This window comes from Agarivorans sp. D1326 (genome assembly GCF_056958115.1).
Map to the genome: position 1 here is coordinate 51,981 of NZ_JBTWEN010000004.1, position 26,404 is coordinate 78,384.

Genomic DNA, 26,404 nt, shown 5'->3' on the forward strand with positions numbered 1-26,404 from the left:
GTATCCCTACTGAGTGTGTAAGACAAAGTGTCCGTACTTGGTGAATACCATGATGCGAAATTGCAAGGCTGAGCAAAATTCGCCGTTCACCCTAGCGACCTACGTCATTTGACGCATAGCGGTGAATAAGAGATTGATTTAGGGTCAAGATATTAAAGAGAGTGGCAAACCACTACCAACAAATAACTCAGTTAAACAAGCATAACAGTCTGATTTTAATAACCATTTTAACAAAAGGGTGATAAAGCCACGGCGCGAAAAATGCTTATAAAACCTGTGAATTCGCAAAGGAAGGCGTTTAAGGGATGAAGGACCAGCATGTATTTAAAGCCCGTAGAAACTATAACCGCTGGGTAGCCAACCAAACTTTAGAAGATTATGCGCTAAGGTTTACCTCTAAAAATGCCCGTAAGTGGTCGGTTGCACGCGTCTCCAATACCGCCTTGGGCGCAATATCTTTTTTAGCCTTAGAAGCCATTGGTGGTGCACTAATCCTTAACTTTGGTTTCAACAACTCTTTAATCGCCATATTGCTGGTTTCGGCAATTATATTTTTCTGCGGGCTGCCTATTTCTTATTACGCCGCACGCTATGGCGTCGACATCGATTTACTTACGCGCGGCGCGGGCTTTGGCTACATTGGCTCTACCATTACCTCTCTCATTTACGCCTCGTTTACCTTTATCTTTTTTGCCATTGAGGCGGCCATTATGGCCTCGGCTTTAGAGCTGTTATTTAACATTCCCTTAAGCATTGGCTACTTAATTAGTGCCATTGTGGTGATCCCTCTAGTAACACATGGGATCACCTTCATCAGCCGTTTTCAACTGTGGAGCCAACCCATATGGCTGGTACTACAGCTGGCTCCACTCATTTTTATTTTGTGGCATGAGTCCAGTGCAATTAACAACTGGCTACAGTTTGAAGGCAAGCTAGAGAGCGGTAATTCAGGTGAGTTTAACCTGCATTTATTTGGTGCAGCATCGGGGATCCTATTCTCGTTAATGGCGCAAATTGGAGAGCAAGTAGACTTCTTACGTTTTATGCCCGAGGCCAAGAAAAAACACCGAGCCTGTTGGTGGGTAGCCTTGCTATCGGCAGGCCCAGGTTGGATTATTGTTGGTGCACTTAAAATACTCTTAGGATCGTTTTTAGTGGTGCTAGCCATTAATGCCGGAGTAGCCGAAGATGTGGCCGGAGATCCTATTCAAATGTATCAAGTGGCCTTTTCTTACATGGCCCAGTCCCCATTGCTTGCGCTCTCCTTGGCGGGTATTTTTGTTTTGGTTTGTCAGCTTAAAATTAACGTAACTAACGCCTATGCCGGCTCTATCGCATGGTCAAACTTTTTCTCTCGCTTAACCCATAGCCACCCTGGTCGCGTAGTGTGGCTGGTATTTAACGTAATCATTGCCCTGCTGATTATGGAGTTAGGCATCTATGCCGCTTTAGAAGACATACTTGGCATTTACTCGAATGTAGCGGTTGCTTGGGTTGGCGCACTGGTGGCCGATTTAGTGATAAACAAACCCTTGGGTTATAGCCCCAAGCACATCGAGTTTAAACGCGCCCACCTCTACGATATTAACCCTGTTGGGGTTGGCTCTATGGTGATTGCATCTGTTTTAAGTATCTATTGTTATACCGGAAATGCCGGCGACACAGCCCAAGCGCTGGCGCCTTACATTGGCTTAAGCACCGCTTTTGTGTGCTCTCCTATTATCGCCATTTTAACCAAAGGCCGCTACTACCTAGCTAGAGAGCCCAATCTACTGCAGGCCCACCAAGGAGAATGTACGGTTTGCCAAAATCACTTTGAAATTGAAGACCTCGCCAGCTGCCCAGCCTATGGCGGAGCAATATGCTCGCTATGTTGCACCCTAGATGCGCGCTGCCATGATCAATGCAAAGAAAACGCCCGCTTTGGTCAGCAACTAAGTCAATTTGTTAGCCTGGTGCTTCCTAAAGCCGTGTCATCCTTAATGAATACTCGCCTGCTGAATTTCTCTGGCTTAATGGCGCTAATTGCCCTGCTCATTGCCAGCTTGTTTTATCTGGTCTATTCGCGGATCCCAGTTACCGAATTTGCCACTAAAGCGGCTGTTTCAGCAACCTTAAGCCACGTATTTTTCTTATTGATGATTATTGTTGGCGTGCTAGTTTGGCTATTTGTTTTAGCCAACGACAGTCGCCAATTTGCATTAGATGAGTCGCAGCGCCAAACCGAGTTACTTAGCCGCGAGATATCTGCCCACGAGGTGACCGACCAAGCCCTACAGCAGGCCAAAGAAACGGCCGAATCAGCCAACCAAGCTAAAAGCCGCTACCTCACGGGCATTAGTCATGAGCTTCGCACCCCGCTTAACTCGGTGCTGGGTTACGCACAACTCTTAGAAAAATCGCCAAGTTTAGCGCCCGAGCACAGCGCTAAAGTCTCGCTTATCAAACGCAGCGGAGAACACCTCGCCGACATAATTGAAGGCCTATTAGATATCTCGCGCATCGAGGCAGGCCGCATCGAATTACAACGTGATGAAGTGGCCATTGGTGAATTGCTGGATGACTTGGTAGATATGTTCAGCCTTCAAGCCAAAAGCAAAGGCATTTCCTTCGTTTACAACCCTAGCCCTTACCTGCCCAACTGGGTAACCGCAGACGAAACTCAATTGCGGCAAATACTCATCAACCTATTGTCCAACGCGGTTAAATTTACTCAACAAGGCTCAGTAACCTTAGACGTTTATTACCGTAATCAAGTGGCAGAATTCACCATTACCGACAGCGGCGTAGGCATTAGCGAGCAAGATATCGAGCGAATATTCAAACCCTTTGAGCGAGTAGAGAAAAGGGACATCCCCAGCTCTCCCGGCACTGGCTTAGGCTTAACCATTACTCAGTTGCTTACCGACATAATGGGTGGAAACATTAGTGTAAGCAGCGAGATTGGAAAAGGTAGCAGCTTCAAACTAAGCATCATGCTGGCTAGCTTAAACAAAGAGCAGCAGCCGCAATCTGTGCAAGCGCCAGTAAACTCTATCAAAGGCCCTAGCAAAACCGTAATGGTGGTAGACGATGACCCTAATCACCGTAACTTAGTATCAGAAATCCTCTCGCCACTGGGCTTTGTGGTTCATGAAGCAAACGATGCATTAGTTTGTTTAAGCAACACCTACTTAAGTGCCATTGACCTGTTTTTGCTCGACATCTCCATGCCCGATATGAATGGCTGGCAACTGCTTAAAAAACTTCGCAGCAATGGCATTAGTGTACCGATCATCATGGTGTCGGCCGATGCCACAGAAGCACCTTACTTCAATGCCGCTGAAGAAATTCACGAACCAGCATTACACAATGACTACCTAGCTAAGCCCATGCGCGATAACGCGCTACTAGAAAAAGTTGCCAAAGCCTTAGCCATAGATTGGAACTACCAAAACACCAGCACGCAAAGCGCCTCGCCCGAGCCGCAAGCGCTAAACATTCAACTAAACCAAAGCCAACGCGAACAGCTGCAAGAAATCGCCGAAATGGCGCAACTAGGCTTTGTACAAGGGATTGATAGACTAATAAAAAACCTAGAGAAAGACAGCGCGTTACACACCATAACTCGCGCCCTAAGAAAGGAATTAGAACAGTATCAATTTGCCAGCATTACCGCTTATTGTGAAAAGGTCGTAATCTAATGAACGCCACAAACTCAAAGGGACTAATCCTCGTTGTTGACGATGCTACCGAATCGGTGGCCATGCTTAACACCGCTTTAATTGAACAAGGCTACACCGTGTTAATTGCCATGGACGGGCAACAAGCACTCAACATTAGCCAACGCATTACTCCAGACTTAGTACTCATGGACGCATTAATGCCGAATATGGACGGTTTTGAAGCCTGCCAGCAACTTAAACAAAATACTCAACTTAGCGATATTCCAGTGATCTTTATGACCGGATTAAGCAGCAGTGAGTCGGTGGTTAAGGGCCTAGAATCTGGCGGGGTAGACTACATCAATAAACCAGTAAAACTTGATGAACTGTTTGCTCGGATAAAAGTACATATTAGCAATGCTCGCCTCACCCGCAGTGCTCATGGCGCCCTAGACGAAATAGGCCAAGCTAGCTTTACCGCCAATAGCCGAGGCGAAATGATTTGGGTAAGCGCCAAAGCAAGCGAAACACTGGAATCACAAAAAGATTTACCCACCCCAGCAGCCGAGGTGATTAGCCCTCAACTTAAGCAGTGGCTAGCCCATACCCCAGCTAAACACAGCATGCTGTCACTTAAAAACCTCAACACAGCGTTGCAAGTTCGCTACTTGGGGCAATCGTCACCAGGTGAGCACTTACTTCGCTTGGTAAATAACGACGACCAAAGCCAGCGCGACTCCTTGCGCCAGCGCTTCAGCTTAACCGAGCGCGAATCAGAAGTGGTGCTGTGGCTAGCACGGGGGAAAACCAATCGAGAAATCGCGCAGATTTTAGACATGAGCCCGCGTACCGTAAACAAACACCTTGAAGCGGTGTTTACCAAGCTGGCAGTGGAAAACCGAACCAGTGCAACAGCCGTTTGTTTGGCCCACTTAAACGACAGCTAACTTAACCTTGCGGCTATTTGAATGCTTTAGCACGACTTAAAAAGCCTAATTGGCCTTGCGCTTGGGCTCTCTATAACTGCTTTGTTGTAAACAAATGCAGACTACACACAGCAACTCTCTAGCAGCTAAATAGTCATTTTTGTGCACTTGAATTTTTAAAATCTCCTTGCCCGCACTACGCTTACTAGGGTCTGTTGAACTTTCGCGGTTAAATTTTGTTCGAGATAAAATCGTTTTAGGCGCGGCAAGGGGTGTGCTGCCTAGCAATTCTAAGCAAATACTCCTTAACAAAGCATAAACTGGTTTTAGCCGAACCCTTCGGGCAGTGTTTGTGGCTCATTTCTACTGCGTTATCGGCTTCTCATGTAGCTTAGCTGCATATCAAAGCGTCTGGCTGAATAAGTATAAGCCACAAACAGCTGCAAACATCAGCTCGAAAGATCCACAGACCCTAGTCAGCAAGGAGGCTTTATGAAGATTTCCCAAATCCGCATTGAGCAGCAACCCGACCACGCTATTCTTCGGGCCGATTGCGCTGGCTTCGACTTATGGTACAAATTCCCCGCCCCGCTCCAGCCGTGCTTAAGTGCCGACCCATTTATTGCCGCTTGTTTACTGATTTGCATGGCAAAAAACCAAGACTTGCAGCTAGAAGACAGCGCAACCTATTCCCCTACCTTGCTGCGCAACCTCGAACAGCTGCAGGACATTTTTGCTTATTGGCAAGACTACCTTGGCCACAACATGCACCATATTAAGATAAAGGGCGGCACCGCTAAGGAAGAGCCGTTTCCCTGCAATGATAAAGTGTCGTTTTTCTCAGGAGGGGTCGACGGTTACCATACTTACCAACAAAACCAACAAGACATCGATTACCTTCTATTTGCCAAAGGCATTGATATGCAGCTGTCTAGCGACGAGCTATACCAACAGGCCTTTAGGTGCAATCAACAGTATTTGGAAAAACACCACAAGCTACTTTATCCAATCGAAACGAACGTTAGGTTTTTGGGTTACCACAACCAACTAAAATGGGGCGTATGTTTTGGTGGCGGCCTGTCCAGCATTGCGCTCGCCTTGGGGGTAAAGAAGTGTTTTATTGCCGCTGGCTTAACCTACCAAAACAATGTTCCCGAAGGCTCTAACTACATTACCGACCATTTATGGAGTAATCACCACACCCAAATTGTCCATCATGGCGCCGAAGTGAAGCGTATCGACAAACTTAAACAACTCGCTCAAGACCAAGACTTTTTAAAAATTTTAAGGGTTTGCTGGCACGACCATGGCTACAACTGCGGAGAATGTGAGAAATGTTTGCGTACTATGAGCAGCCTGCGTTTATTAGGTATAAAGACCGACTCTTTTCCCCCGCTTAGCGACCAATTAGTTAAACAAAAACTACGAGAACAAAAGCTTTATAACATTCACGATGTACAGTTTCTTGAAGAAAACCTCGACCAAGCCATCGCGGTAAACGACACAGTGATGATCGAAGCGCTGCAGCATATCAAACATGATTTTGATATGCGTGCTTTAATCAAACAAGCCGACGAACTTATCCTGCATGGCTATGCCCACAAGCTAAAACAATTACTCGTGCGGCATTAAAATCGATGAAAATCCACCAGCTCAACTTAGAAAAACATAACAATTACCACAAAATATCGGCCATGCTGGGCCCTTTCCCGCTATGGTTTAAAACCAGTAGTGAGTGCTTAATAGCCTGTAACGACGCTAGCCCGTTTTTGTGCTCCGCGCTCATTCCAGCCATGTTTTTGGGCGAAGACATCGAGATCGATCGCCGGTATTACGTATCGGCAAGCTTGTTAGAAAAACTGCCGCTTATTCAAACCATGATGCACGCTTGGAACCCCATTTTTAAGCGCATTAAGGTAAACGCTAATACCCAAACCTTTAAGCCATCAGCTAGCCAACTAGGCCACAGCGCCTTTTTCTCTGGCGGAGTAGATGGCACCTATAACCTAATTAAACACCAAGAGCAGTTAGACAATTTAGTGCTAATTAATGGCTTCGACTTCTCTATGCCCCAGCCATCCTGGCAGCAGCTAGTCGCCCGCTGCCAAAAAACCGCCAAGCTGTTTAACAAAAGGCTAATTTGCGTAGAAAGTAACTTAAAAGAGTTTACCGGTTGGACAGGCCTAGCCCGCTTTGCCAACTTTGGCGCGTCTTTGGCCAGTGTTAGCTTACTGCTCAACCCTAAAAGCATGGCAATTAGTGGGGCAGTTACCTACGATGCGATTAACCCTTCTAACAGCCACCCGCTACTAGACCCCTTATGGTCTAGCGAGTCTTGCCAAATTTCACACCTTGGTTTGGAAGCCGATCGAGCCGCTAAAATCGCCTTAATCAAACACTACCCAGAAGCCTTAGACAACTTATGGGTATGCTGGGAAGACCCAAGCAGCAACTGTGGGCGCTGCTCCAAATGCCACCGCACCTACATGGCTCTGCAGCTCAATAACATTTCCCACTTTCAGTTCTCCCAAGAAGTCGAGTTTTCCGCACTAAGCAAACTCAGCCCCAAAAGCGACGAAGACCTCTCCTTTTACGAATACCTCTACCAACTGGCGATAAAGCAGCACAACCGCCAATTAAGCCAAGTACTACGTAAGATAATTTGGCGTTATCGCGCCAAAGCCTTTGCACGCGAAACCGACCGCCTGTTATTGCATTCTGTTTGTAGCAAGTGGCGACAAAAGAAAATAGCCAATCATCAACTGGCCGATGTAAACGTATTTCCCAAATACAGTGACGCCATCCAATTAGAGCGCTTGCATCAACGCATAAAACAAAATCCACGATTTATCTCTAGCGCTAACATCGGCAGTGTTTTTGATTAAACGCATGCAGCTTCGGCGGCACTAAGCAGTAAACAAACTCCTGCTTACTCTTAGCTTTAGTAAGTTCAAACCAACAAAGTTCTGTGATTTTACACATACAAATTGCTTTTCCTTCTTTCCCCAAACACATTCCGCCTTTCGTGCTGATGTTTTTGTTACTTTTAGAGCTAGATGGCTGATGCAGTTTAGGAAAGGTGGTAATCTTGGATTTATCAAATGCGTGAAAAGAGGAAAAATTCCGTGTTTAAACAAGGAGATTTTCCTATTAATAAGCTGTTATATGACTACTTGTGATGCCTGAAGAGTATATTGTTGAAATTGCGAGGCAAGCTTGCCTTGTTTTATTTATCTTAGGTTGGGTCTGCCTCGCTGTCCTGTTTGTCTTTTTTAGAGACTCGAAAGCCTCTAAAGGGGATCGGTGGGTTGCGCTTAACTATAAAATGATGGTCTATAACTGGATTCGAGAAGACAAGCGGGGCATAGCTCTTGCGTTGCTGCGTCTATCTTTCACATGCATAGTCGTTTGGGTCATCCTCGGGATACTGTCGAGGGGATAAGTTTGCGAGCCATCTATATTTTCACTAAGCGAATAGCGGTGGCGTCATATAACAAACCAACCCACGTGGACGGCTTTTCGCAGGCTTTAGTCGCTCCGCTCCTCAATTTAGCCTGCTCAATCCGCCCATGGTTGGGGCGTTAACTTTCTAGGAGAGTCCGTGGGTCATCCAATCGATTTCGGAAACCTCGAAGAAAAACTTTTTCTTATCCAACAGTTATCCAGTGCCAGTCAAGAGAACGCTAAATGGAAATCTAGTTACTTAAAATCTAATAAGGAAGAAGATTGGCAGGTAACGGAACTTCAAATAGAGTTAGAGGATGATTTAGCTTTGACTGAAACATTGATTAGTAGCTATATGATCGAATGCGCAGTTAAAACAAGAATATTTCAAGACCACTTCACTGAAGATCATTTTGAATGTGGTTTTTCATCGTTTGACAAAGATGCTATTGATTCTGTGGGTGGATATATTGGAAACGTACTCAATGGCAGTTTTACTCTTTCACTGAGAGAGAGCTGCAATAAAATAATACATGCAAAAAAGTTTTATTTAATTAAAGAGAATGAAAACTTAAATATTCCTTACTGGAATGGTTTGTGCCATTTAACCGGAACATTTCAAAAAAAAGAGTGGAAAATAGAGCTCGATGTAAGAAATTGGGCCGCAGCTATAAATTATTACCATTCTTCATTACAAGAAGAAAGAAGCGAATTTTGGAATAATAACGAAAGTTAACAAGTTGCTTAAACGGACAAAAAACAGTTGGCTTTTGCTCGTTCCTCGCTTAATAAAAGGGGCAGAGTCACTTTAAATACCTTTGCTTCCCTATCTAGACCCTTCTTTCCACTAACATGCCGCCTACAGTTTGAACTTAACTGCTTACAAAAAGACCCAGCCTAAGCTGGGTCTTTTGATTTACGCACTTGCTTATTGGGCAATTAAATCTTTATAAGCAATGGTTTTACCTTGCGGCTTCTCGTTGGCTAACTTGGCTTTAGGTGATCCAGGTTGGTTTAGCCAGTAAGAGGCGTCTTGCTTGGGATTAAGCTTAGGACCACACTCGCCTTGCGCACCGCTGCGCTCTAAGCGTGTTAGCACTTTGTCTTGCGCGGCGGCTAGGCCATCCATTGCTTGTTGCGGGGTTTTCTCACCACTGGCTGCTTCTGCCACGTATTGCCACCAAAGCTGCGCCAATTTTGGATAGTCTGGCACGTTGGTACCGGTTGGTGTCCATTGTACCCGCGTATCACTGCGGTAAAATTCCACCAAACCATCCTAGCCCACCGATGAAACTTCTTACAACCTCGTAACTTTACCTTCTTGGCTTTGTTTTGAGCGAGATAATGAGCTCGGCCCTTGACCATGTTGTCGCGCATCAAAAGTATAAACCGAGGTCGACTCCCCAGCGTAGTCAACGATAACTTCATAACAAGGAAAATACTGGTGTTCCGCGGCGACAGACACCCTCAGTTGACCATGCTCCCAATTGAAACTCACTTCAAACAGCGCGTGAACAGATCCAAGACCAATTCGGTCAACTACGGCGGTAAACACATCTTTTAAGGGCAACTCAAAGTCCACATAATCGCCTAACTTTATGGTACTCTTCATTTCGCCAAAACTCGCGCCATCATAAGGTGCGTAAGGCCGCGCCCCTAACACAGCCAAAGTCAAAGTCCTTCCGTTGGCCCCTAGCTCTAACAGCGATTTGTCGTCAAGATGAACGTCGGTTTTATCGAAAACCGTCGCGTCAGCCTCCTTACCTTCAGCCCACCAAACGTCACCAACATCCCCCGTAGAGTCTAACTGCGTATATAAGCCTGGGGTTCCAAAGGCCTTATTTTGTTCTGTCACTTGTCTAATTTCGCCCGTCGCCTTATTCAACTTAACTTGGGCGCTTAACTCGAACATGGAACCGATACCCTGAGCATCACCTTCACTAAACCCTCGGTCATCGCCTTCAAAGCGGAAAATTGCCCGTAACAAATCGGCGCACTCAGTATTGCCAAGCCCACTTTTAGTTACCGCTTTATCCCAGCCCTCACTGATCAACGTAGTGATAAAGTCTTTCATATCGACCAAAGTGCTCGCCACGGAAGTGACTGACATTTCGTTAATATCAAAGGCGTTTGACAGAGCCCATAACTGGCTGGGCACAAAGCCCCTGAGCGTGACATTTACGGTTTCCGTTTGTGTTCCACCACGTCCAGCTCCGCCACTACCGCTACCGCCACTCCCTCCAGAACCACCCCCTGAAGCGCTTCCCGCCCCGGCATTTGCGCCTGCACTAGCTCCCGATCCTGCACCAGCTCCGGCACTAGCACCGGTAGAAACGTTGGTTTCATTGTTCGCGGCATTGTCATTTAGGTTATGGTTATTATTTTGACTAGAATTCTCACCATTAAAAGCGTTTTGATTGCTGTTATTAATTCCCAACCCCTGGTTAATTCCCGCTCCCGCCTCTGTCACATTGCTGGGATTGGCTATTGGACCAGATGGCTTGGAGTTAACACTGGCCAACACATCGGATACTTGTTGACCTAGCGAAACCGCACTATTTAAAGCATCACTGCGCGCATCGCCCGCCAGTGTTCCAGCGTGTTGTGCGGTTTGCAGTGCAACCTCGGCCAAGGTAGATAAGGTTGAGCTTAATAAGGCACTGCCTGAAGCATCGCGAAATAGTCCTGGTGTGCCCAATGCGGCTAACGTAGCAGCGGCGGTCTGTGAGTTAGGCAAAGGCGTGGGCGGCATAATGCTAAGATTGCCGTCAGTTACCGTGGCATTCATATCGGGGATACCGCTGTCACGGCTGCCCGCTTGAATGGCGGCTATCTCTGAGGCTGTGTGCGGGATCGGCGAGTCTTGCCAATTGAAATAACGGCTGGCATCTATCTTCTCTGCGCTATTCGCCCGCCCAAGTATCGCTTCCCCAAAGACACCGGCCGAAGGAAGATAAACAGTATCAGTAACGCGCTGTTGGCCAATGAGATCCGAAAAGCTGCTACGCAATGTTCTTAAATAACAGTTGATGCTTGAACGTAAAGGATGAGGCTCGGCAATAGCGGGGCTAATAACGCCCTCTAAGTCATAGTGGGTCACTTTACCCTGATTAAGAAATTCACTATAAAGCTCAAACTTAGTGTCCTGCCAATCCAAGCTAACCTTGTGAAGTGAAATGTCTAGCTCTCCGTCAGGACTAGGCTCTCGGATAAAGCCGCTCCCCTGATAACTCGGACCTTGACCATGCAGCTGTAAGGTAATTTCTGCAATGATGTCATCACTACTGCGTTCCGCTGAAGACATTAACTCTATTTCTATTTGACAACACTCTCCCTGCATTCGTACTTCTAAGCGCCCAGATAGTGGCCGAGTATAAGAAGCTTGCTGATCCTTACCGTGAACCGTACTAACGGCTTCACTCAGCACCAAAGACTGCTCTGCCGCTTGTAGTTCCGGCTGATGAAGCTTAAGAATAATGAAGTTCTCGGTGAAGCCCACCGGTGTGGCGGAAGCCAATTCCATCAAGGGTAACGGTGGATAAAGATCCGACTGGATGTGGATACTTTCTAGCACCGCACTTAACTGCTCGCGTTCGGTCGTAAAAATCAATAAACGCGTAGCAGCATAACGCTGTCGATTAAAAAACAGCTCAATCTCTTTAATGTAATCCAAGGGGACAATGCTCGCTTGCTGCTCAAGCGCACTAATTACTTCAGATTTCAAATCAGAAAATAGTACTTCTGAGTCCTGAGCAAGCGAAGTATATGGGACGGATAGACTCACCTTAGTTTCGTTTCCCCCATCATCGACTATTGTCATATCCAACTCAGCTTTAATAAATTGGGTATGAGATAAATCCGGTCTACCTGCTACTGGAGGTAAAAATGTCGTCACTTCCAATAACACTAAATCACTCAAGCGCATGCGGTCACGACCACCAAAATCGAAGTCTCGAGCTATCTTAGGCCCGAGCCCCGTTACCCGGTGTTCAACCGAGCTACTGTTACGGTAGATCAAGGCCCACTGACTATCTTCAAGGGTGACAATATGAGCGGTGATCGCAGTAACAGAAAGATCGCTGCCAATATCAATCACTTCTGTCGAATAATCAGGCCGCTCTATGATTGAAGCAAAGCGCTGATAGAGCCGCGCTGAATCCTGTGTTACTAAGGCTTGTAACACCCGCCAATGGGCACGGATAAACTCGAAGTCAAAAGTGATGGGGCGATAGGGCAAGTACATGATCGGGGTGTAATCGAGCGTATCTATTTCTACTTGATATTTCTGTAGCACCTCAAAATATTGCACGGTTAAGGCGTGCATATGATTGTAATTGGTAATATTACGGGTAGTAATTTGCTCAGATTCTTGTTGTTCATCCGTGACCACCACCGAAGAGCGAATAGAGCGCATTGATGAGGCGTTTTGCACGCTGCGATCGGTAATGTTCTGCTGCAACTCAGACACCAGTTGCCGGGTAGAGTTGGTCTCGGTTTGCACCACCCCTTCTTGAGCTACATGCGAAAACACTGCCGAGCCCCCTGCCCCGCCGGCGCTGGATAAAATACTGGCAGCAGAGAGGTCTAGATCCATCGGAATACCGGTCAGCTCTTTGAGTGGTAAGGTGCCACTAGCGCTGCCCCCATCGGAACGTCCACCTCCGACACCAGCAGACAAACCAGTACCCACCGAGCTGGTAGAGGCCTCGCTATTGGTTTGGCCACGTTGATGCTCCAAAGCCGTAGCTTGAGTAACTTCATCTAGGGCCCGAGTATGGGTCATGCTATTGCTTAGTTGCTCATCAATCCGCGTGGTCTCGCCTCTGCTAGAGCTTTGTTTGCGATACCAGTCAATCACGGCAATATTGCGCGACTCGCCGGGTGCTAGCGCCAACGAGTGAATAACCTCGCCTAAATGTGTCCCCATGTTGCGCCAATATTGCTTAAGGTGAACAATGTACCCAAGATAGAAACTTAGCGGTGGCTTTTGTTCCATGAGCGCCGACACGCTTTCACTCATCAACTGGCCGGCAAAGCTATTGTCAGCGGTTGGCGCATCTATGCGTAAGCCTTGCAGTTGATATCTTTGTCCCTTCACGTAGCTAGAGAAGCGAACGCTACTATGTGTGCTACCAATCATCCCTGGCATCAGTTCATCGGGTGCAGAAGGAGCCTCATAGAAGCCTTGTTCTGGTTGTTTTAGGTAATGCTGGGCGGCACGATAGAGCCCAAATTCTGCCAGTTCATTGATTGAAACAATACCGAAAAAGCTCTCCAAGATTTGCGCTGACATAACGCTGAGTTCACGCAAGGCGTTTGGGGGTAAATAACCAATGGCAGACGCTTCAACCTCAGCAAATTCATCCTTCAAGTAGTCTGCCCGTTCTATATGATGATTAATCACACCTTGGCTATATGCTTTTAGGATCTGGGCATAGTGAACCGGCTTAAAGTGCAGTAAATCGCTCACCGAGAAGATATTAATTTGCCGCAGCGCTGCTATGTCGCCATGGCCGATCCCAGGTAGTGACTCCAGTGTAATCAACGGATCCATCATTCGAGTAAAGCTGGAAAAGCTTGGCATAAGACATATTCCTCTTGTCTCGCATTAAATACGGGCTGTCTTCAAAGTTTTAAGGAGAGCTACCAATCGCCACACGACTATGTCGTGAGAATACCGATGAAGACTGAGCCCAAGCTAAACAAAAACTAATAGCTGACAAAATCTGAATAGGCTAATAGAAGCAGGCTTTTATTAATGAGTTTATCCGCAGGCCTGTAAAAAATGGTGCACAAGCTTGGAAAAGAGCCTCTCAAGAAAAGGCACTGACACAGTTCATTGCTTTAAGAAGGAAGTTGGCGGAGAGTGTAAAAGTTAGGAAGGACAAAAATAAAAACGCAATAAAAAGAGACATAGCAAGACCACAGTTGCGTGAGCCCAACAAACAGAAGTAGACATACAAAGGCATATGAAACAAGCTGAAAAATATCCCTAGCAAGCTCAAAAGTGTTGACTCTTAGTTCAAACCAGACCTGCTATTTACCCCAACTTTAAAAGCTTACAAAAAGACCCAGACAAGGCTGGGTCTTTTGCTTTACTCACTTGCTTATTGGGCGATTAAATCTTTATAAGCGATGGTTTTACCTTGTGGCTTCTCGTTGGCTAACTTGGCTTTAGGTGAACCAGGTTGGTTTAGCCAGTAAGAGGCATCTTGCTTAGGGTTAAGCTTAGGCCCACACTCGCCTTGCGCGCCACTGCGCTCTAAGCGTGTTAGCACTTTGTCTTGCGCGGCGGCTAGGCCATCCATGGCTTGTTGTGGGGTTTTCTCACCACTGGCCGCTTCTGCCACGTATTGCCACCAAAGCTGCGCCAGTTTTGGATAGTCTGGCACGTTGGTACCGGTTGGTGTCCATTGTACCCGCGCATCGCTGCGGTAAAACTCCACCAAACCACCTAGTTTAGGTGCGGCGTCTGTCATCGCTTGTGAGTTAATGTCTGACTCACGAATAGGCGTTAAACCCACCAATGTTTTCTTAAGCGATACTGATTTAGACACCACAAACTGCGCATACAACCAAGCGGCCTGGCGTCTGTCTAGCGGCGTTGAATTTAGGAACGTCCACGAACCAGTATCTTGATAACCCAGCTTCATGCCCTCTTCCCAGTATGGACCGCGTGGAGAAGGAGCCATGCGCCATTTTGGCGTGCCATCTTCATTCACTACCGGTAATCCCGGTTTGGTCATATCGGCAGTAAAGGCGGTATACCAGAAGATTTGTTGGGCTACGCTGCCTTGCGCAGGTACTGGACCAGCTTCGCCAAAGGTCATGCCTGGGGCTTCGGGTGGCGCGTATTTTTTAAGCCATTCAACGTATTTAGCTGTGGCATAAACGGCCGCCGGGCCATTGGTGGCACCACCACGTTCTACGCTTGAGCCAACAGGGTTACAGCCTTCTACCCGAATGCCCCATTCGTCTACAGGCACACCATTAGGAATGCCTTTGTCGCCCGCCCCCGCCATAGATAGCCAAGCATCGGTAAAGCGCCAACCTAGCGATGGATCTTTTTTGCCGTAATCCATGTGGCCGTAAACGCGCTCACCATCAATGGTTTTTACTTTTTCTGAGAAGAATTCGGCGATATCTTCATAGGCAGACCAGTTTAGCGGTACTCCTAACTCGTAACCGTATTCGGCTTTAAATTTCTCTTTTAGATCGGCGCGTTCAAACCAGTCGGCGCGGAACCAATATAAGTTAGCAAACTGTTGGTCTGGTAGCTGATAGATTTTTCCATCTGGTCCAGTGGTAAAACTTAAACCAATAAAATCTTCTAGATCTAAGGTTGGCAGGGTTACGTCTTTACCTTCGCCTTTTATAAAGTCACTAATGGGTACTACTTTGCCGTAGCGAAAGTGAGTACCAATTAAGTCTGAATCGTTTACGTAGGCATCATAAATATTACGACCCGACTGCATTTGCGTTTGCAGTTTCTCTACTACATCGCCTTCTTGGATCAAATCATGATTAACCTTAATACCGGTTATCTCAAAAAATGCCTTGGCTAAGGTCTTACTTTCATATTCATGGGTGGTAATGGTTTCTGAGGCTACATTAATTTCCATACCACGAAATGGTTTTGCCGCTTCTGTAAACCATGCCATCTCATCCATTTGCTGCTGCTGGCTCAAGGTAGAAGGCGTAAACTCTTCTCCCACCCATTGTTTAGCGGCATCACTGTATTGATCTGCTAAGGCTAAGCTACTACATCCGGCAATGACCATTGCTACACTAAGGCGAGCTAGCTTAAACACTGATTTTTTGTTGTAGGGCATTTCTTCATTCCTTTTGTTTTTTTAAAGTGCATGTTGTTTTTTGAGGCACCTCTTGATGCCTTTGCACATCCATTTTTGCTCTCGAGTTTTGTGTTGCTTACCCCCATCTCATTACGATAAACAGCCACACCACAGCTACCGCGAAGGGCAGCCAAATGCTGAGTTCGGTCATCCCGATAAAGCCAAGATGAATAAACGCACTGCTTAACAAGCCAATAAACAATCGATCGCCACGGGTAGTAGCTATCGGTAAAAAACCTTTTCGCGCCACGCAGGGGCTTTTTAGCTCCCAACAGGTCATCACAAACAAAATGCAGGCGATGCCGGTAAAAAATAATGCTGATGGAGTTGTCCATGCCATCCAGTTCATGTTGTTTCTCCTATACCCGTCCGAGGGCAAAGCCCTTGGCTACGTGGTTTCTAACAAACCAAATTACTAATACGCCCGGCAAAATAGTGAGCACACCTGCTGCCGCTAATACGCCCCAATCAATGCCCGAGGCACTCACTGTTCTGGTCATTACTGCGGCAATCGGTTTAGCGTCTACCGAGGTTAAGGTTCTAGCTAACAGCAGCTCTACCCAACTGAACATGAAACAGAAAAAGGCGGTTACCCCAATACCCGAGCGAATAAGCGGAATAAAAATTTTGGCGAAGAAGCGAGGAAAGCTGTAACCGTCGATGTAGGCAGTTTCGTCTATCTCGCGTGGCACGCCCGACATAAAACCTTCGAGGATCCACACCGCTAGCGGCACGTTAAACAAACAATGCGCTAGGGCCACAGCGATATGGGTATCAAACAAACCGACCGATGAGTAAAGTTGGAAAAACGGCAGCAAAAATACTGCTGGCGGCGCCATTCGGTTAGTGAGCAACCAAAAGAACAGGTGTTTGTCGCCAATAAAACGAAAGCGCGAAAAGGCATAAGCTGCCGGCAACGCTACCGCTAAGGTAATCACCATATTGAGTGACACGTAGTAAATCGAGTTCACATAACCCATGTACCAGCTGGCGTCGCTAAAAATGGTGGCATAGTTGGCAAAGGTAAAATGCTCTGGCCAAAAACTAAGTCCGCCGAGTATTTCTTGATTACTCTTAAACGACATAATCACCAGCCAATAAATCGGTAACAGCAGGAACAAGATATAGGCACTCATCCCTAGTGTTTTTTTCATATTCATAATTGCATCCTTTCGCAGTACTTACTTGCTGTCGTTATGAGTCATAGCGGTGTAAAACAGCCAGCTGACTAACAAAATGATTAAGAAATAAATGATCGAGAACGCCCCTGCTGGCCCAATATCAAATTGGCCTACGGCCATTTTGGTGAGGGTTTGGCTGAGGAAGGTGGTGGAGTTACCCGGCCCGCCACCAGTAAGCACAAAGGGCTCGGTATAAATCATGAAGCTGTCCATAAAGCGCAGCAGCACACCAATCAGCAATACGTTTTTTAGCTTGGGAAGCTGAATAAAACGAAATACAGCCCAGTTAGAAGCGCGGTCTATTCGCGCTGCTTGATAGTAAGCATCGGGAATAGCCCTTAAGCCGGAGTAACACAGCAAGGCAACCAGCGATGTCCAATGCCATACATCCATAAGCAATACGGTAAACCACGCATCCATGGGGTTGGCGGCATAGTTATAATCGATGCCCAAGCTATTAAGTGCCCAACCAAATAGGCCAATATCGGCGCGACCAAAAATTTGCCAAATAGTACCCACAACATTTAGTGGTACCAGCAGTGGTAAGGCTAACACCAGCAAACACACTACCGAGCCGGGGCCACGCGAGGGCATCATTAAGGCCACCAAAATACCTAAGGGAATTTCGATTAATAACACCGAACCAGAGAAGATAAATTGGCGAATTAAGGAGTCGTGCAAACGGGTATCGTTAAGAATTTCGCGATACCATTCGGTGCCCACAAAGTAGCGGGTATTGGCATCAAAAATATCCTGTATTGAATAGTTCACCACGGTCATTAAGGGCACAATGGCGCTAAAAGCCACCAGCGCAAACACGGGCAGTACCAAGTACCACGCTTTATTGGTATAGGGTTTAATCATGATGTGCTTCCTTGGCGATCAAGTATTCATCGATATAGAGCATCAACCATTGCTCGGGAAAACTGATATAGGCGGTTTGATGAGGGACTTTTTGGTCTTCTTGCAAGCGGGCTTTAATCACCTGCTCACCCAGTTTTAAACTTAGGATTTTGTAGGTGCCTAGGTCTTCCACAAACAGCACCTCGGCTAGGTAGGCATCGCCATTGGGTTTATCCCATACATGCACAAACTCGGGACGAATACCTACTTTTAAGTTGGTAGATTGGCTAGCATTAACCGCGTTTAGCTCGTGTTCATTTAAAGCGATGCTTTGCTCACCAAAACATACGCCCTGCTCACAGCGTTCTACTTCCATTAAGTTCATGCCTGGGCTGCCAATAAAATAGCCCACAAAGGTATGATTGGGCTGCTCAAACAGCTCTCGAGGGGTGCCAAACTGCACCACTTGGCCGTTGTACATCACCGCAATTTTGTCGGCAAAAGTAGAAGCCTCTAGCTGATCGTGGGTGACGTACACCATGGTGATATTAAACTGCTCATGAATTTGCTTGAGCTTGCGGCGCAGCTTCCATTTAAGGTGGGGGTCGATAACGGTAAGTGGCTCATCAAACAAAATGGCCGATACGTCGTCACGCACTAAGCCGCGGCCCATCGAGACTTTTTGTTTTTCGTCGGCACTTAAGTTGGCGGCCTTTTTATTGAGTACCGCGGTAAGATCGAGGATCTCGGCAATTTCGCCCACTTTAGACTGCACCTTGGCTTTACTAGCGCCCATGTTGCGCAGTGGAAAGGCCAAGTTATCGAACACCGTCATGGTGTCGTACACCACCGGAAACTGGAATACTTGGGCAATATTGCGCTCTTGCGGCGGAATGTCGTTTACTCTTACCCCATCAAACAAGACCTCACCGTCTGAGGGTTCTAGCAAGCCTGAGATAATGTTTAATAGGGTGGATTTGCCGCAACCAGATGGACCCAGCAAGGCGTATGCACCACCCTTTTGCCACACATGGTTCATTTCGCGAATCGCATATTGGGGTTGTTCGGCCTGCTTGTCGTAACAATGCGCTAAAGACTTAAGTTGGATCTCAGCCATGATAATGATCCTCTATACGACGGCTTGACGCTTGAATAAGCTCACCGGCATGGTCGAATACATGCAACTTATGGGTTGGCACATAAATTTTTATTTTTTCGTCTACGTGGTAGGAATGAACGCCAGAGAGATGCAGCACTAATTGGAAGTGCTCGTTACGTACGTGCAAAAAGGTTTCGGAGCCGGAGATTTCTGCTAGCTCAACTTGAACCGAAATCTCTAAATCGTCATCATTTTTGGGCAGTAAACTTAAATGGCTAGGGCGAATGCCAAACTGGTAGTTCCCCTCTCCCAAGGCTTTTAAGTCAGCATTTAGCGGGAAGTGCACTTTGTCATCAAAGGTCACTTCGGTGGCGCTCATTTTGCCAGCAATAAGGTTAATCGGCGGCTCGTTAAACAAAGCAGCTGCCGTAACATTGCAAGGAGAATGGTAGGTATCGGCGGTTGGGCCACTTTGAATCACCCTGCCTTCATGCAAGATAGTGGTGGTGCCGCCTAATGCGAGCGCTTCGTTTGGTTCGGTGGTGGCATACACCGCAATGGTATTGCGCTGAGCAAACAACTCGCGCATTTCTTGGCGCAGCTCTTCGCGTAACTTGTAATCTAAGTTCACCAAGGGCTCATCAAATAAAATGATGTCTGCATCTTTAATTAAGGCCCGCGCCATGGCGGTACGTTGCTGCTGTCCACCAGAGAGCTCCAAAGGCAAGCGAGACAAAAATGGCGTAATGCGCAGCATTTCGGCCGTTTCCATTACCCGCTTCTTAATGGTGGTTTCCGACTCATTGGCTAAGCGCAAAGGCGAGGCAATGTTGTCGTAAACGCTCATGTTGGGGTAGTTAATAAACTGCTGATAGACCATCGATACATTGCGCTCTTGCACCGATACGCCGGTAACATCTAGGCCATTCATTAACACTCGGCCGGTATTAGGTTTGTCTAATCCGGCCATTAGCCGCATTAAACTGGTTTTGCCTGATAAGGTGCGGCCCAGTAATACGTTAAACGAGCCGGGCTCAAAATTGAGATTGGCTTGGTTAATGTAATACTGGCCATCGACCATCCTTGTTACGTTTTCCAATGTCAGTGACATGGGCGGGGGCTCTCCTTATTGTTCTGTGCTGAACAATGTTCGCACTCTGTTCAAATTCGCAAATCTACGAAGCTTATTGCCAGAGTTATGCCAAGCTCACCAATAAAAATTAACCTATTGTTTTAATTAAACTTAATCAACAAATCAGCATTTACTTTAATAAAAACATGTTCATTTAGTGTGATCAATGTGAACATTTTGTTAATCGATTTTGACCAATTAATGTTCGTATGCGAAAGTGCCTGCCTAACACTGTTCACTGCTAAACAATGTGATGCTGATTTAAGGATTGAGATGAGCGAGAAATCACAGTGGTATATAGAGCATGAAGCCCTAATTAAGAGTTCTTGGCAGCGCTGTCGAGAATCTGGCTTAACCCATCATAGTGAGCCAAACGTAGAGCATAAATCTGCGGGGGATTTGTCGTGCCTATTGGAACAGCATCATCAATTACTCGAGACAACCCACCATCAAGTACTGCCGTATTACGAGAACTTGCTAAGCAACAGCAATAGCCAAGTAATGCTGGCAGACCATCAAGGCTATGTATTAAAAAGTTGGGGGGAGCAACGCTTTAAACAGCAGCATCAAGAAATCTTCTCACCAGGCACTGGCTGGCAAGAACCGGTGCTAGGCACCAACGCCATTGGCACCGCCTTAAAAACCGGTAGCGTAGTGCAAATTCATCATGACGAGCACTTTTTAGTGGCCAACCGTTTTATGACCGGTTCTGCAGCGCCCATTTATGGGGTTGATAGAGAGATGGTGGGGGTGATTGATATCTCTAGCGATACTTACCTGCCGGAATCTCATACCCTAGGCATGGTTAAGATCATGTCGCAAGCGGTTGAAAATCAGCTAATTATTTCGCACTTCAATAGCGAGCACTTTTTGCTGCGTTTTAACACCAGCCCGGAAAACATCGATAGCCAATGGTCGGCACTGATTGTATTTGATGAAACCGGCTTAGTGATTTCGGCCAATCGCCGTGCAGAATTAGTGCTAGCCACCGACTTAAAGCTGGTGAACATAAGTGAGCTATTTGAAGTAAGCGTTAACCAACTGATTAACCAGCCTGAGAGCTTTCAAGTTCCGTTGATTACACGTCAGCAATTTAGGGTACATGGAGTTTTACACAAACCTAAGCAAGCAAAACCACGAGTATTAGATTTTAGAACCTTGCTTAAGCCCGAGCAGAACAAGGCGCAACACATTTCAGAAAAACAAGCATTCTTGCTCGACGACCTTAATTTAGGTGACCCGGTAATGGCTAAGGCCGTGGCACAAAGCAAACGCATTGTAGATAAAGAGATCCCCATTTTGATCCGCGGAGAAACAGGGGTAGGAAAAGAGGTGTTTGTAAAAGCGCTGCACCACTCAAGCCAGCGCAGCAAACAAAATATGGTAACGGTAAACTGTGCGGCGATTCCCCAAGAGTTGGTGGAATCGGAACTGTTTGGTTATGAGAAAGGCGCGTTTACTGGCTCTAGCAACAAAGGTTATATAGGGCTGATCCGCAAAGCAGATAAAGGCACCCTCTTTTTAGATGAAATTGGCGATATGCCCCTAAATGTACAGGCGCGCTTATTAAGAGTATTGCAGGAGCGCAGAGTAAACCCCTTGGGCAGTACCGAGTCTTACCCGGTAGATTTTAAGCTAGTGTCAGCGACTAACCGAAACTTAAAAGATGATGTAGAAGCAGGCAGTTTTCGCCAAGATTTATACTACCGCGTGAGCGGTTTAAACATTGAGCTACCGGCGCTTCGTCACCGGAGTGACCGACAACACCTGATCCAGTTTTTGCTAAATTACTATGCAGAAACACCGCAAGACGCCTTAATTACAGAGCGTGCAATGCATAGCTTTTGCCAGCACCCTTGGCCTGGCAACATTCGCCAGCTAGTAAGTGTTATTCAAATCGCCCAAGCGATGTCGGATAACCAAGCCATCGATTTACAACATCTACCCGACGACTTTTTTGCCGACCTTGATGGCCAAGTCACTAACGTAGAACAGTTTACTCCAAGCTCTTCGCAAACTAACTCTGAGCCAGAACAAGTTAAGCAGCCAAATAGTGATGACATAGTCGCGGTTTATCAGTCACTTTCTTGCAATATATCCAAGACAGCTCAGCAGCTTGGTATCAGCCGCAATACGGTATACAAGCGCTTACGAGAATCAGGTTACAAATAGCCTAAACCTCTGAATATGCCGCTCTCACCGTCTTTTAGCTAAAGCATTAATATATAAAAGATTATATTAATATTATTTAACGCAAAACTAGCTTGTCTGCTAAAGCTTTCCACTTTTCTCTATGTCATATTCACCTCTTTAGAGGTATTCAGTAAATCGGGAACAAGCAATCTCGTACTTTCAAATACCCGCTAAGCCTTTGGCAATTTAACCAGTTCTAAACTCACTGACAATTTAAGGAGTAAATAATGTCAGAAATGCAAAATGCAGTCACCGAAGCACCTCTATCTGCTAGCGATGAAGCCGCTAAAACCAGCGCATTAATTGGCTATGGTTTAATGATTCTAGGTTTGTTTACCGGTCTGTTTTGGATCGTGGGCGCTATTTGGGCCATGGTGAAAAAAGCGGATGCAGCAGGTACCCTGTTTGAGGATCACTACTCAAATATTATTAAAACCTTTTGGTGGGGTTTTGGCCTGTCGATTATTGGCTTTGTATTAGCATTTGTAATCATAGGGTATTTTGTACTGTTAGGAGTTTGGATTTGGTCAATCTACCGAATCATTAAAGGCCTAGCGAAGATAACCTCTAACAAGTCGTACTACTAGCATACAAAAAAGGGAGCACAAGGCTCCCTTTTAAATCTGCTCACAGCTCTAGTTTAGAACATCCAATTGCACTTGATAGTTACAAGCGCCACCCTCTAGATCTAACCTATAACGGTCTTCTTTGTATTCAACCGCATCAATATCATTCCAGTTTATGATACTAATACTTGGTGTTGCAGGCGCTATCGGGGTGATTTTTAAGTTACCCGCAATAATAGAACCGTCGGCTTGTACAATCGGCTCTTCTGGCAGGTTAATTTGCCAAATAGTAGAAACCGTGTCGGCTACAACACATTGGTCAGTGACCATAACTTGGTCAGCACTAAAACGAATCTCACGCTGCCACGAGGTAATTGAATCGTAGGCGGGATACACACCGGTTAGGTCCATATTGATGGTAGTAACATCACCATCAACCTGATGAGTCATACTGCCCTCGGTACCGCGCTTCTGCGGAATGATTTCTCCAGCCTCTTCAAAACGTAGGATGTTGTGCTGATCACTAAGTTGATGAATTCCGCTGTGTGACCAAATATTTTGGGTTACTGCTAAAAACTCATCTTTAAACAAAGTGAATGAGCCTTGGTCTTGATGAGCATGCGATTCATCGTAAATACCTGCAACGGCAGATAACCATGTTGCATCGGCATCCCAAGAGGAGCGAACAAACAGGTGGCCAGCGCTAGAAGAGTAATACAGCAAATCACTTGGCACTATTTGATTGAGCTCTTGCTGCAACAAAGTAGTATGCAGATTGAAGCCAAAACGCATTGGGTCAACGGAATTATTAGCTAACCACCAACTGCCACGCTTCGCTGCGTCACTGCCAATATTTAACGAGGCAGCACGCTGCATTAAGCTTTCGTGATAATCGAACAGTACCGGGAATGAGACCCGAGATTGGTCGCCGATAGGAGCAAAATGCGTTAAGTCTGGAGTAGTAGCGTGGATCCAGTAATCGATGGTTTGTTTTGTATGCAAAGACTCAAGTGATAGATCTTCGCCGGTAGAGTCTCGCCAAATGATGTACAGCTCAAATAGCTTACCCTGAGCTACTCCATAGCCAGTCCCTTCACGGCTACCACCACCAGCAAACTGCGCATAATACTCCACTAGCTTCGGCAGTTTGTCATCTCTGAGTAGATTGAGCCAAGTTTCGTTTTCGTCCACTAAACCCCAAGTCATGGTGGCCTTTAAGAAACTGAAATGATAATTGTTGCCTGGATTAGTGGTTGCCCAGCCGCTCCATGGGAAGCTATTACCGCCCCACTGTGCATCTGCATGGTTCCACACATTCCAAATAGCCTGCTCGGCGTAGTTTTTCCAACGCGTTTTTTGGCTATCGCTAAGCAAGTCATAACCATAGTCGTAAACGTAAGCCAGCTCAGAGATAAAATCGCCTACGTAAAGATAAGAATCAAACGAAGTTTTTGGTTTGTCGTTTGCAGCAATCAGGGCTTCTGCCGCAACGACTTGCTCTTCTACATCTTCAATTGCTAACTCAATGTATTTTTTATCTTGAGTTAGGTAATACATGTAAACCGCATCGGTAGGCGAAAATCCATACCCCGGATTACCATCAACCGCTTGGTCGACCCAACTTGCAAAGCGGCTATAATCTTGCCCGGCAAAGCGTAAGTGTTCTATCGATGCCAGAGACAGTTTGTGGTTAGTGGCAGCTGGCGCTAATACTTCAACTTGAATGTCTGCTTGTTGGCCCTGCCAGCTGGCAGTGCAAATGGCTTGGCCAACCTGATTAGTGACTAGAAGCTGCTGAGCATCTATTGATACTACACTGCTATCGCAAGCCCACTGCACATCGCTTAGTGAAGCTTTCACAGAGCCATCACTATAGCTAGCGTTAACTTGTAAGCTTTGCTTCGATGCTAAAGGAATATCAATGGGTCCTGCAGGGTTAATGCTAATACTGCTTAAGGTAGCGGGAGCAGACACTACAACCTCAAGATCAGCACTCAGGTTTTGCCAAGTAACGCTGCACGTGGCTTGTCCTGCTTGTTCGGCGGTAAGTTGCTGGGCATTAATACTTACTACATTGCTATCACAAAGCCACTGCGCATCACTGCTCACTGCTTGTTGAGAGCCGTCATTAAAACTGGCGATAACTTCTAAAGCTTGTTGATCGTTAAGCGTTAGAGCAACCGGACTAACTGGGGAAATAGTAAGGCTTTCAGCAATAATCTCATCAGAGCGAACCGTAAAATCCACTACCAAACTCAATGACGACCAAGCAAGGCTGCAGTTTGCTTCACCTTCTGAATTTGCTGTCACATAACTAGATTCACTAATGCTTACTGCTTCAGAGTTACATTGCCAGTTAAGCTTGAATGGGGTGAGATTTCGAGTAACACCATTGTCGTAAACTAAGTCCAATTCCAATTGGCTAGTCGCGCCTTCGGCTAAGTTTGTTTCCCCTGCTCGCAGCACAATAGCCTGTGCCACAGCAGCAGCCCCCGTGTCTGGAGTTTGCTGTTGAGCAGATGGCTCATCTCCACCACCTCCACATGCCAAAAGTAACAGTGGCGAGCAAGCTAACGCAGCAACTCTAATACAATGTGCCAAAGGCTTGCTGACTTGAAAAATCATATAACTTCCCTGTTTACCTTTTATAACTAATGCTGTCGCCAACTATGACTCAACAATGTTAAATAATTGCTAACCAAGCCATCATGAATAATATGACCAGAGCTCTCTTGCCGCTCCAATAGCAACATTTAGCGAATCAAACATCAAACTTTGCTAAAAACAAATTATTAACAAAACACTCTAAACGTACCGAACAGTTGACGGAGTTTTTACTAAAAAACTTTCAGATGAACTGATAATCATTAGTGATTGCTTAATACCGCGTAATAACTAATGTTAAGGTGAACAGGGATGATATGAGAGATAAGTCAATAGCGCAAACCAAAGGTTTACGCCAGTGATGAAAATTTGATCTTGGTTATACCATAGCATCTATTGCAGCTTGCGCTAGAGCAGCATCGTCTTGCTCACTCATGCCGCTAATACCAATGGCGCCAATCACATTACCATCTTGGTAAATCGGCACCCCACCCTGGATACCGGTAAAACGAGGATCCGTCCAATAACCCATGTCTTTACCAGTTTCTTTTGCCCAAGCCGCTAAGTTGGCTGTAGGCTGGCGATCACGCGCTGCGGTATACGCTTTGTTCTGAGCTAGTACTGCGGCATGAAAAGCCACATTGTTCATTCGAGAAAAGCTCACTAACTCGCCGTGAGCATCAACCACTGCAACAGCAATGCTCACTTGTTTTTCATCGGCTAAACGTAAGGCTTGCACATTTAAGGCACTGGCGAATTCAAAGGTAATATCCATAAATAATCTCAAAAGTGATAGTTAAGTTATTCCAGAGTCTAGAAAGATTAGCGCTTAAAGCCAACGCTTAGGGCGCAAGTTTGTCGCACTATAGTATGGAATATAGTCATTTAATTCGTAACATAAAGGCTTTCTGTAGGCGGG

At 46.2% G+C, this 26,404-nt stretch carries 17 protein-coding genes; 7 read left to right on the forward strand and 10 right to left on the reverse strand.

The window, feature by feature from the left end; genetic code table 11:
* Positions 1-305: 305 nt before the first annotated feature.
* The 5 genes from ACYFDN_RS08975 to ACYFDN_RS08995 all read left to right on the forward strand — a co-directional run bounded on the left by ACYFDN_RS08975 (position 306) and on the right by ACYFDN_RS08995 (position 8,750).
* A complete protein-coding gene (locus ACYFDN_RS08975) occupies positions 306-3,683 on the forward strand; it encodes an ATP-binding protein (protein WP_016401338.1) in 3,378 nt (1,125 codons plus the stop codon).
* Positions 3,683-4,591 carry a response regulator gene (locus ACYFDN_RS08980; protein WP_483510799.1) on the forward strand — a complete coding sequence of 303 codons (909 nt, stop codon included), beginning with the start codon at positions 3,683-3,685 and terminating at the stop codon, positions 4,589-4,591. Before ACYFDN_RS08975 ends, ACYFDN_RS08980 begins: the two co-directional genes overlap by 1 nt.
* Before the next feature lie 471 nt (positions 4,592-5,062).
* Complete coding sequence (locus ACYFDN_RS08985) at positions 5,063-6,202, forward strand: hypothetical protein (RefSeq protein ID WP_483510800.1); 1,140 nt, start codon at positions 5,063-5,065, stop codon at positions 6,200-6,202.
* 5 nt (positions 6,203-6,207) lie between these two features.
* Complete coding sequence (locus ACYFDN_RS08990) at positions 6,208-7,455, forward strand: hypothetical protein (protein WP_483510801.1); 1,248 nt, start codon at positions 6,208-6,210, stop codon at positions 7,453-7,455.
* A gap of 716 nt (positions 7,456-8,171) precedes the next feature.
* The gene (locus ACYFDN_RS08995) at positions 8,172-8,750 is read left to right on the forward strand and encodes a hypothetical protein (protein WP_483510802.1); all 579 of its coding nucleotides are present in this window, start codon (positions 8,172-8,174) and stop codon (positions 8,748-8,750) included.
* A 192-nt stretch (positions 8,751-8,942) separates the two neighbouring features.
* On the opposite strand, the gene ACYFDN_RS09000 is transcribed toward ACYFDN_RS08995, so the two are convergent.
* The 8 genes from ACYFDN_RS09000 to ACYFDN_RS09035 form a co-directional block, all read right to left on the reverse strand.
* Positions 8,943-9,281 (reverse strand): hypothetical protein, encoded by a 339-nt coding sequence (locus ACYFDN_RS09000; RefSeq protein ID WP_483510803.1) that lies wholly within the window; start codon positions 9,279-9,281, stop codon positions 8,943-8,945.
* A gap of 30 nt (positions 9,282-9,311) precedes the next feature.
* Entirely contained in the window at positions 9,312-13,598 is a 4,287-nt protein-coding gene (locus ACYFDN_RS09005; RefSeq protein ID WP_483510804.1) for a hypothetical protein, read from the reverse strand.
* 523 nt (positions 13,599-14,121) lie between these two features.
* On the reverse strand, positions 14,122-15,846 hold the full coding sequence (locus ACYFDN_RS09010) for an ABC transporter substrate-binding protein (protein ID WP_016401344.1): 1,725 nt from the start codon (positions 15,844-15,846) through the stop codon (positions 14,122-14,124).
* Positions 15,847-15,943: 97 nt separating this feature from the next.
* Positions 15,944-16,216: a DUF2160 domain-containing protein gene (locus tag ACYFDN_RS09015; RefSeq protein ID WP_016401345.1), complete on the reverse strand. Its 273-nt coding sequence runs from the start codon at positions 16,214-16,216 to the stop codon at positions 15,944-15,946.
* Positions 16,217-16,226: 10 nt separating this feature from the next.
* Positions 16,227-17,027 (reverse strand): carbohydrate ABC transporter permease, encoded by an 801-nt coding sequence (locus ACYFDN_RS09020; protein ID WP_016401346.1) that lies wholly within the window; start codon positions 17,025-17,027, stop codon positions 16,227-16,229.
* Positions 17,028-17,048: 21 nt separating this feature from the next.
* The gene (locus ACYFDN_RS09025) at positions 17,049-17,912 is read right to left on the reverse strand and encodes a carbohydrate ABC transporter permease (RefSeq protein ID WP_016401347.1); all 864 of its coding nucleotides are present in this window, start codon (positions 17,910-17,912) and stop codon (positions 17,049-17,051) included.
* The gene (locus ACYFDN_RS09030) at positions 17,905-19,008 is read right to left on the reverse strand and encodes an ABC transporter ATP-binding protein (RefSeq protein WP_483510805.1); all 1,104 of its coding nucleotides are present in this window, start codon (positions 19,006-19,008) and stop codon (positions 17,905-17,907) included. The genes ACYFDN_RS09025 and ACYFDN_RS09030 overlap by 8 nt, the downstream gene beginning before the upstream one ends.
* Positions 19,001-20,101: an ABC transporter ATP-binding protein gene (locus tag ACYFDN_RS09035; protein ID WP_152784455.1), complete on the reverse strand. Its 1,101-nt coding sequence runs from the start codon at positions 20,099-20,101 to the stop codon at positions 19,001-19,003. The genes ACYFDN_RS09030 and ACYFDN_RS09035 overlap by 8 nt, the downstream gene beginning before the upstream one ends.
* 294 nt (positions 20,102-20,395) lie before the next feature.
* On the opposite strand from ACYFDN_RS09035, the gene ACYFDN_RS09040 reads away from it, so the two are divergent.
* Both ACYFDN_RS09040 and ACYFDN_RS09045 read left to right on the forward strand, forming a co-directional pair.
* A complete protein-coding gene (locus tag ACYFDN_RS09040) occupies positions 20,396-22,294 on the forward strand; it encodes a sigma-54-dependent Fis family transcriptional regulator (protein WP_483510806.1) in 1,899 nt (632 codons plus the stop codon).
* A gap of 248 nt (positions 22,295-22,542) precedes the next feature.
* The gene (locus ACYFDN_RS09045) at positions 22,543-22,902 is read left to right on the forward strand and encodes a DUF4870 family protein (RefSeq protein ID WP_016401351.1); all 360 of its coding nucleotides are present in this window, start codon (positions 22,543-22,545) and stop codon (positions 22,900-22,902) included.
* Between the two features lie 48 nt (positions 22,903-22,950).
* Here the strand turns inward: ACYFDN_RS09045 and ACYFDN_RS09050 are convergent, their stop codons facing one another.
* Positions 22,951-25,506: a hypothetical protein gene (locus ACYFDN_RS09050; RefSeq protein WP_483510807.1), complete on the reverse strand. Its 2,556-nt coding sequence runs from the start codon at positions 25,504-25,506 to the stop codon at positions 22,951-22,953.
* A gap of 358 nt (positions 25,507-25,864) precedes the next feature.
* Positions 25,865-26,260, reverse strand: a complete 396-nt coding sequence (locus ACYFDN_RS09055; protein WP_220718815.1) for a GlcG/HbpS family heme-binding protein — start codon at positions 26,258-26,260, stop codon at positions 25,865-25,867.
* Positions 26,261-26,404: the final 144 nt, after the last annotated feature.

Excerpts from the sequence above, each read along its gene's own strand:
- ACYFDN_RS09045 (WP_016401351.1), top strand. The coding sequence starts at position 22,543 with ATGTCAGAAATGCAAAATGCAGTCACCGAAGCACCTCTATCTGCTAGC.
- ACYFDN_RS09035 (WP_152784455.1), bottom strand. The coding sequence starts at position 20,101 with ATGTCACTGACATTGGAAAACGTAACAAGGATGGTCGATGGCCAGTAT.
- ACYFDN_RS08975 (WP_016401338.1), top strand. The coding sequence starts at position 306 with ATGAAGGACCAGCATGTATTTAAAGCCCGTAGAAACTATAACCGCTGG.
- ACYFDN_RS08980 (WP_483510799.1), top strand. The coding sequence starts at position 3,683 with ATGAACGCCACAAACTCAAAGGGACTAATCCTCGTTGTTGACGATGCT.
- ACYFDN_RS09010 (WP_016401344.1), bottom strand. The coding sequence starts at position 15,846 with ATGCCCTACAACAAAAAATCAGTGTTTAAGCTAGCTCGCCTTAGTGTA.
- ACYFDN_RS09055 (WP_220718815.1), bottom strand. The coding sequence starts at position 26,260 with ATGGATATTACCTTTGAATTCGCCAGTGCCTTAAATGTGCAAGCCTTA.
- ACYFDN_RS09050 (WP_483510807.1), bottom strand. The coding sequence starts at position 25,506 with ATGATTTTTCAAGTCAGCAAGCCTTTGGCACATTGTATTAGAGTTGCT.
- ACYFDN_RS09025 (WP_016401347.1), bottom strand. The coding sequence starts at position 17,912 with ATGATTAAACCCTATACCAATAAAGCGTGGTACTTGGTACTGCCCGTG.
- ACYFDN_RS08985 (WP_483510800.1), top strand. The coding sequence starts at position 5,063 with ATGAAGATTTCCCAAATCCGCATTGAGCAGCAACCCGACCACGCTATT.
- ACYFDN_RS09040 (WP_483510806.1), top strand. The coding sequence starts at position 20,396 with ATGAGCGAGAAATCACAGTGGTATATAGAGCATGAAGCCCTAATTAAG.
- ACYFDN_RS09030 (WP_483510805.1), bottom strand. The coding sequence starts at position 19,008 with ATGGCTGAGATCCAACTTAAGTCTTTAGCGCATTGTTACGACAAGCAG.
- ACYFDN_RS09020 (WP_016401346.1), bottom strand. The coding sequence starts at position 17,027 with ATGAATATGAAAAAAACACTAGGGATGAGTGCCTATATCTTGTTCCTG.
- ACYFDN_RS08990 (WP_483510801.1), top strand. The coding sequence starts at position 6,208 with ATGAAAATCCACCAGCTCAACTTAGAAAAACATAACAATTACCACAAA.
- ACYFDN_RS09005 (WP_483510804.1), bottom strand. The coding sequence starts at position 13,598 with ATGCCAAGCTTTTCCAGCTTTACTCGAATGATGGATCCGTTGATTACA.
- ACYFDN_RS09015 (WP_016401345.1), bottom strand. The coding sequence starts at position 16,216 with ATGAACTGGATGGCATGGACAACTCCATCAGCATTATTTTTTACCGGC.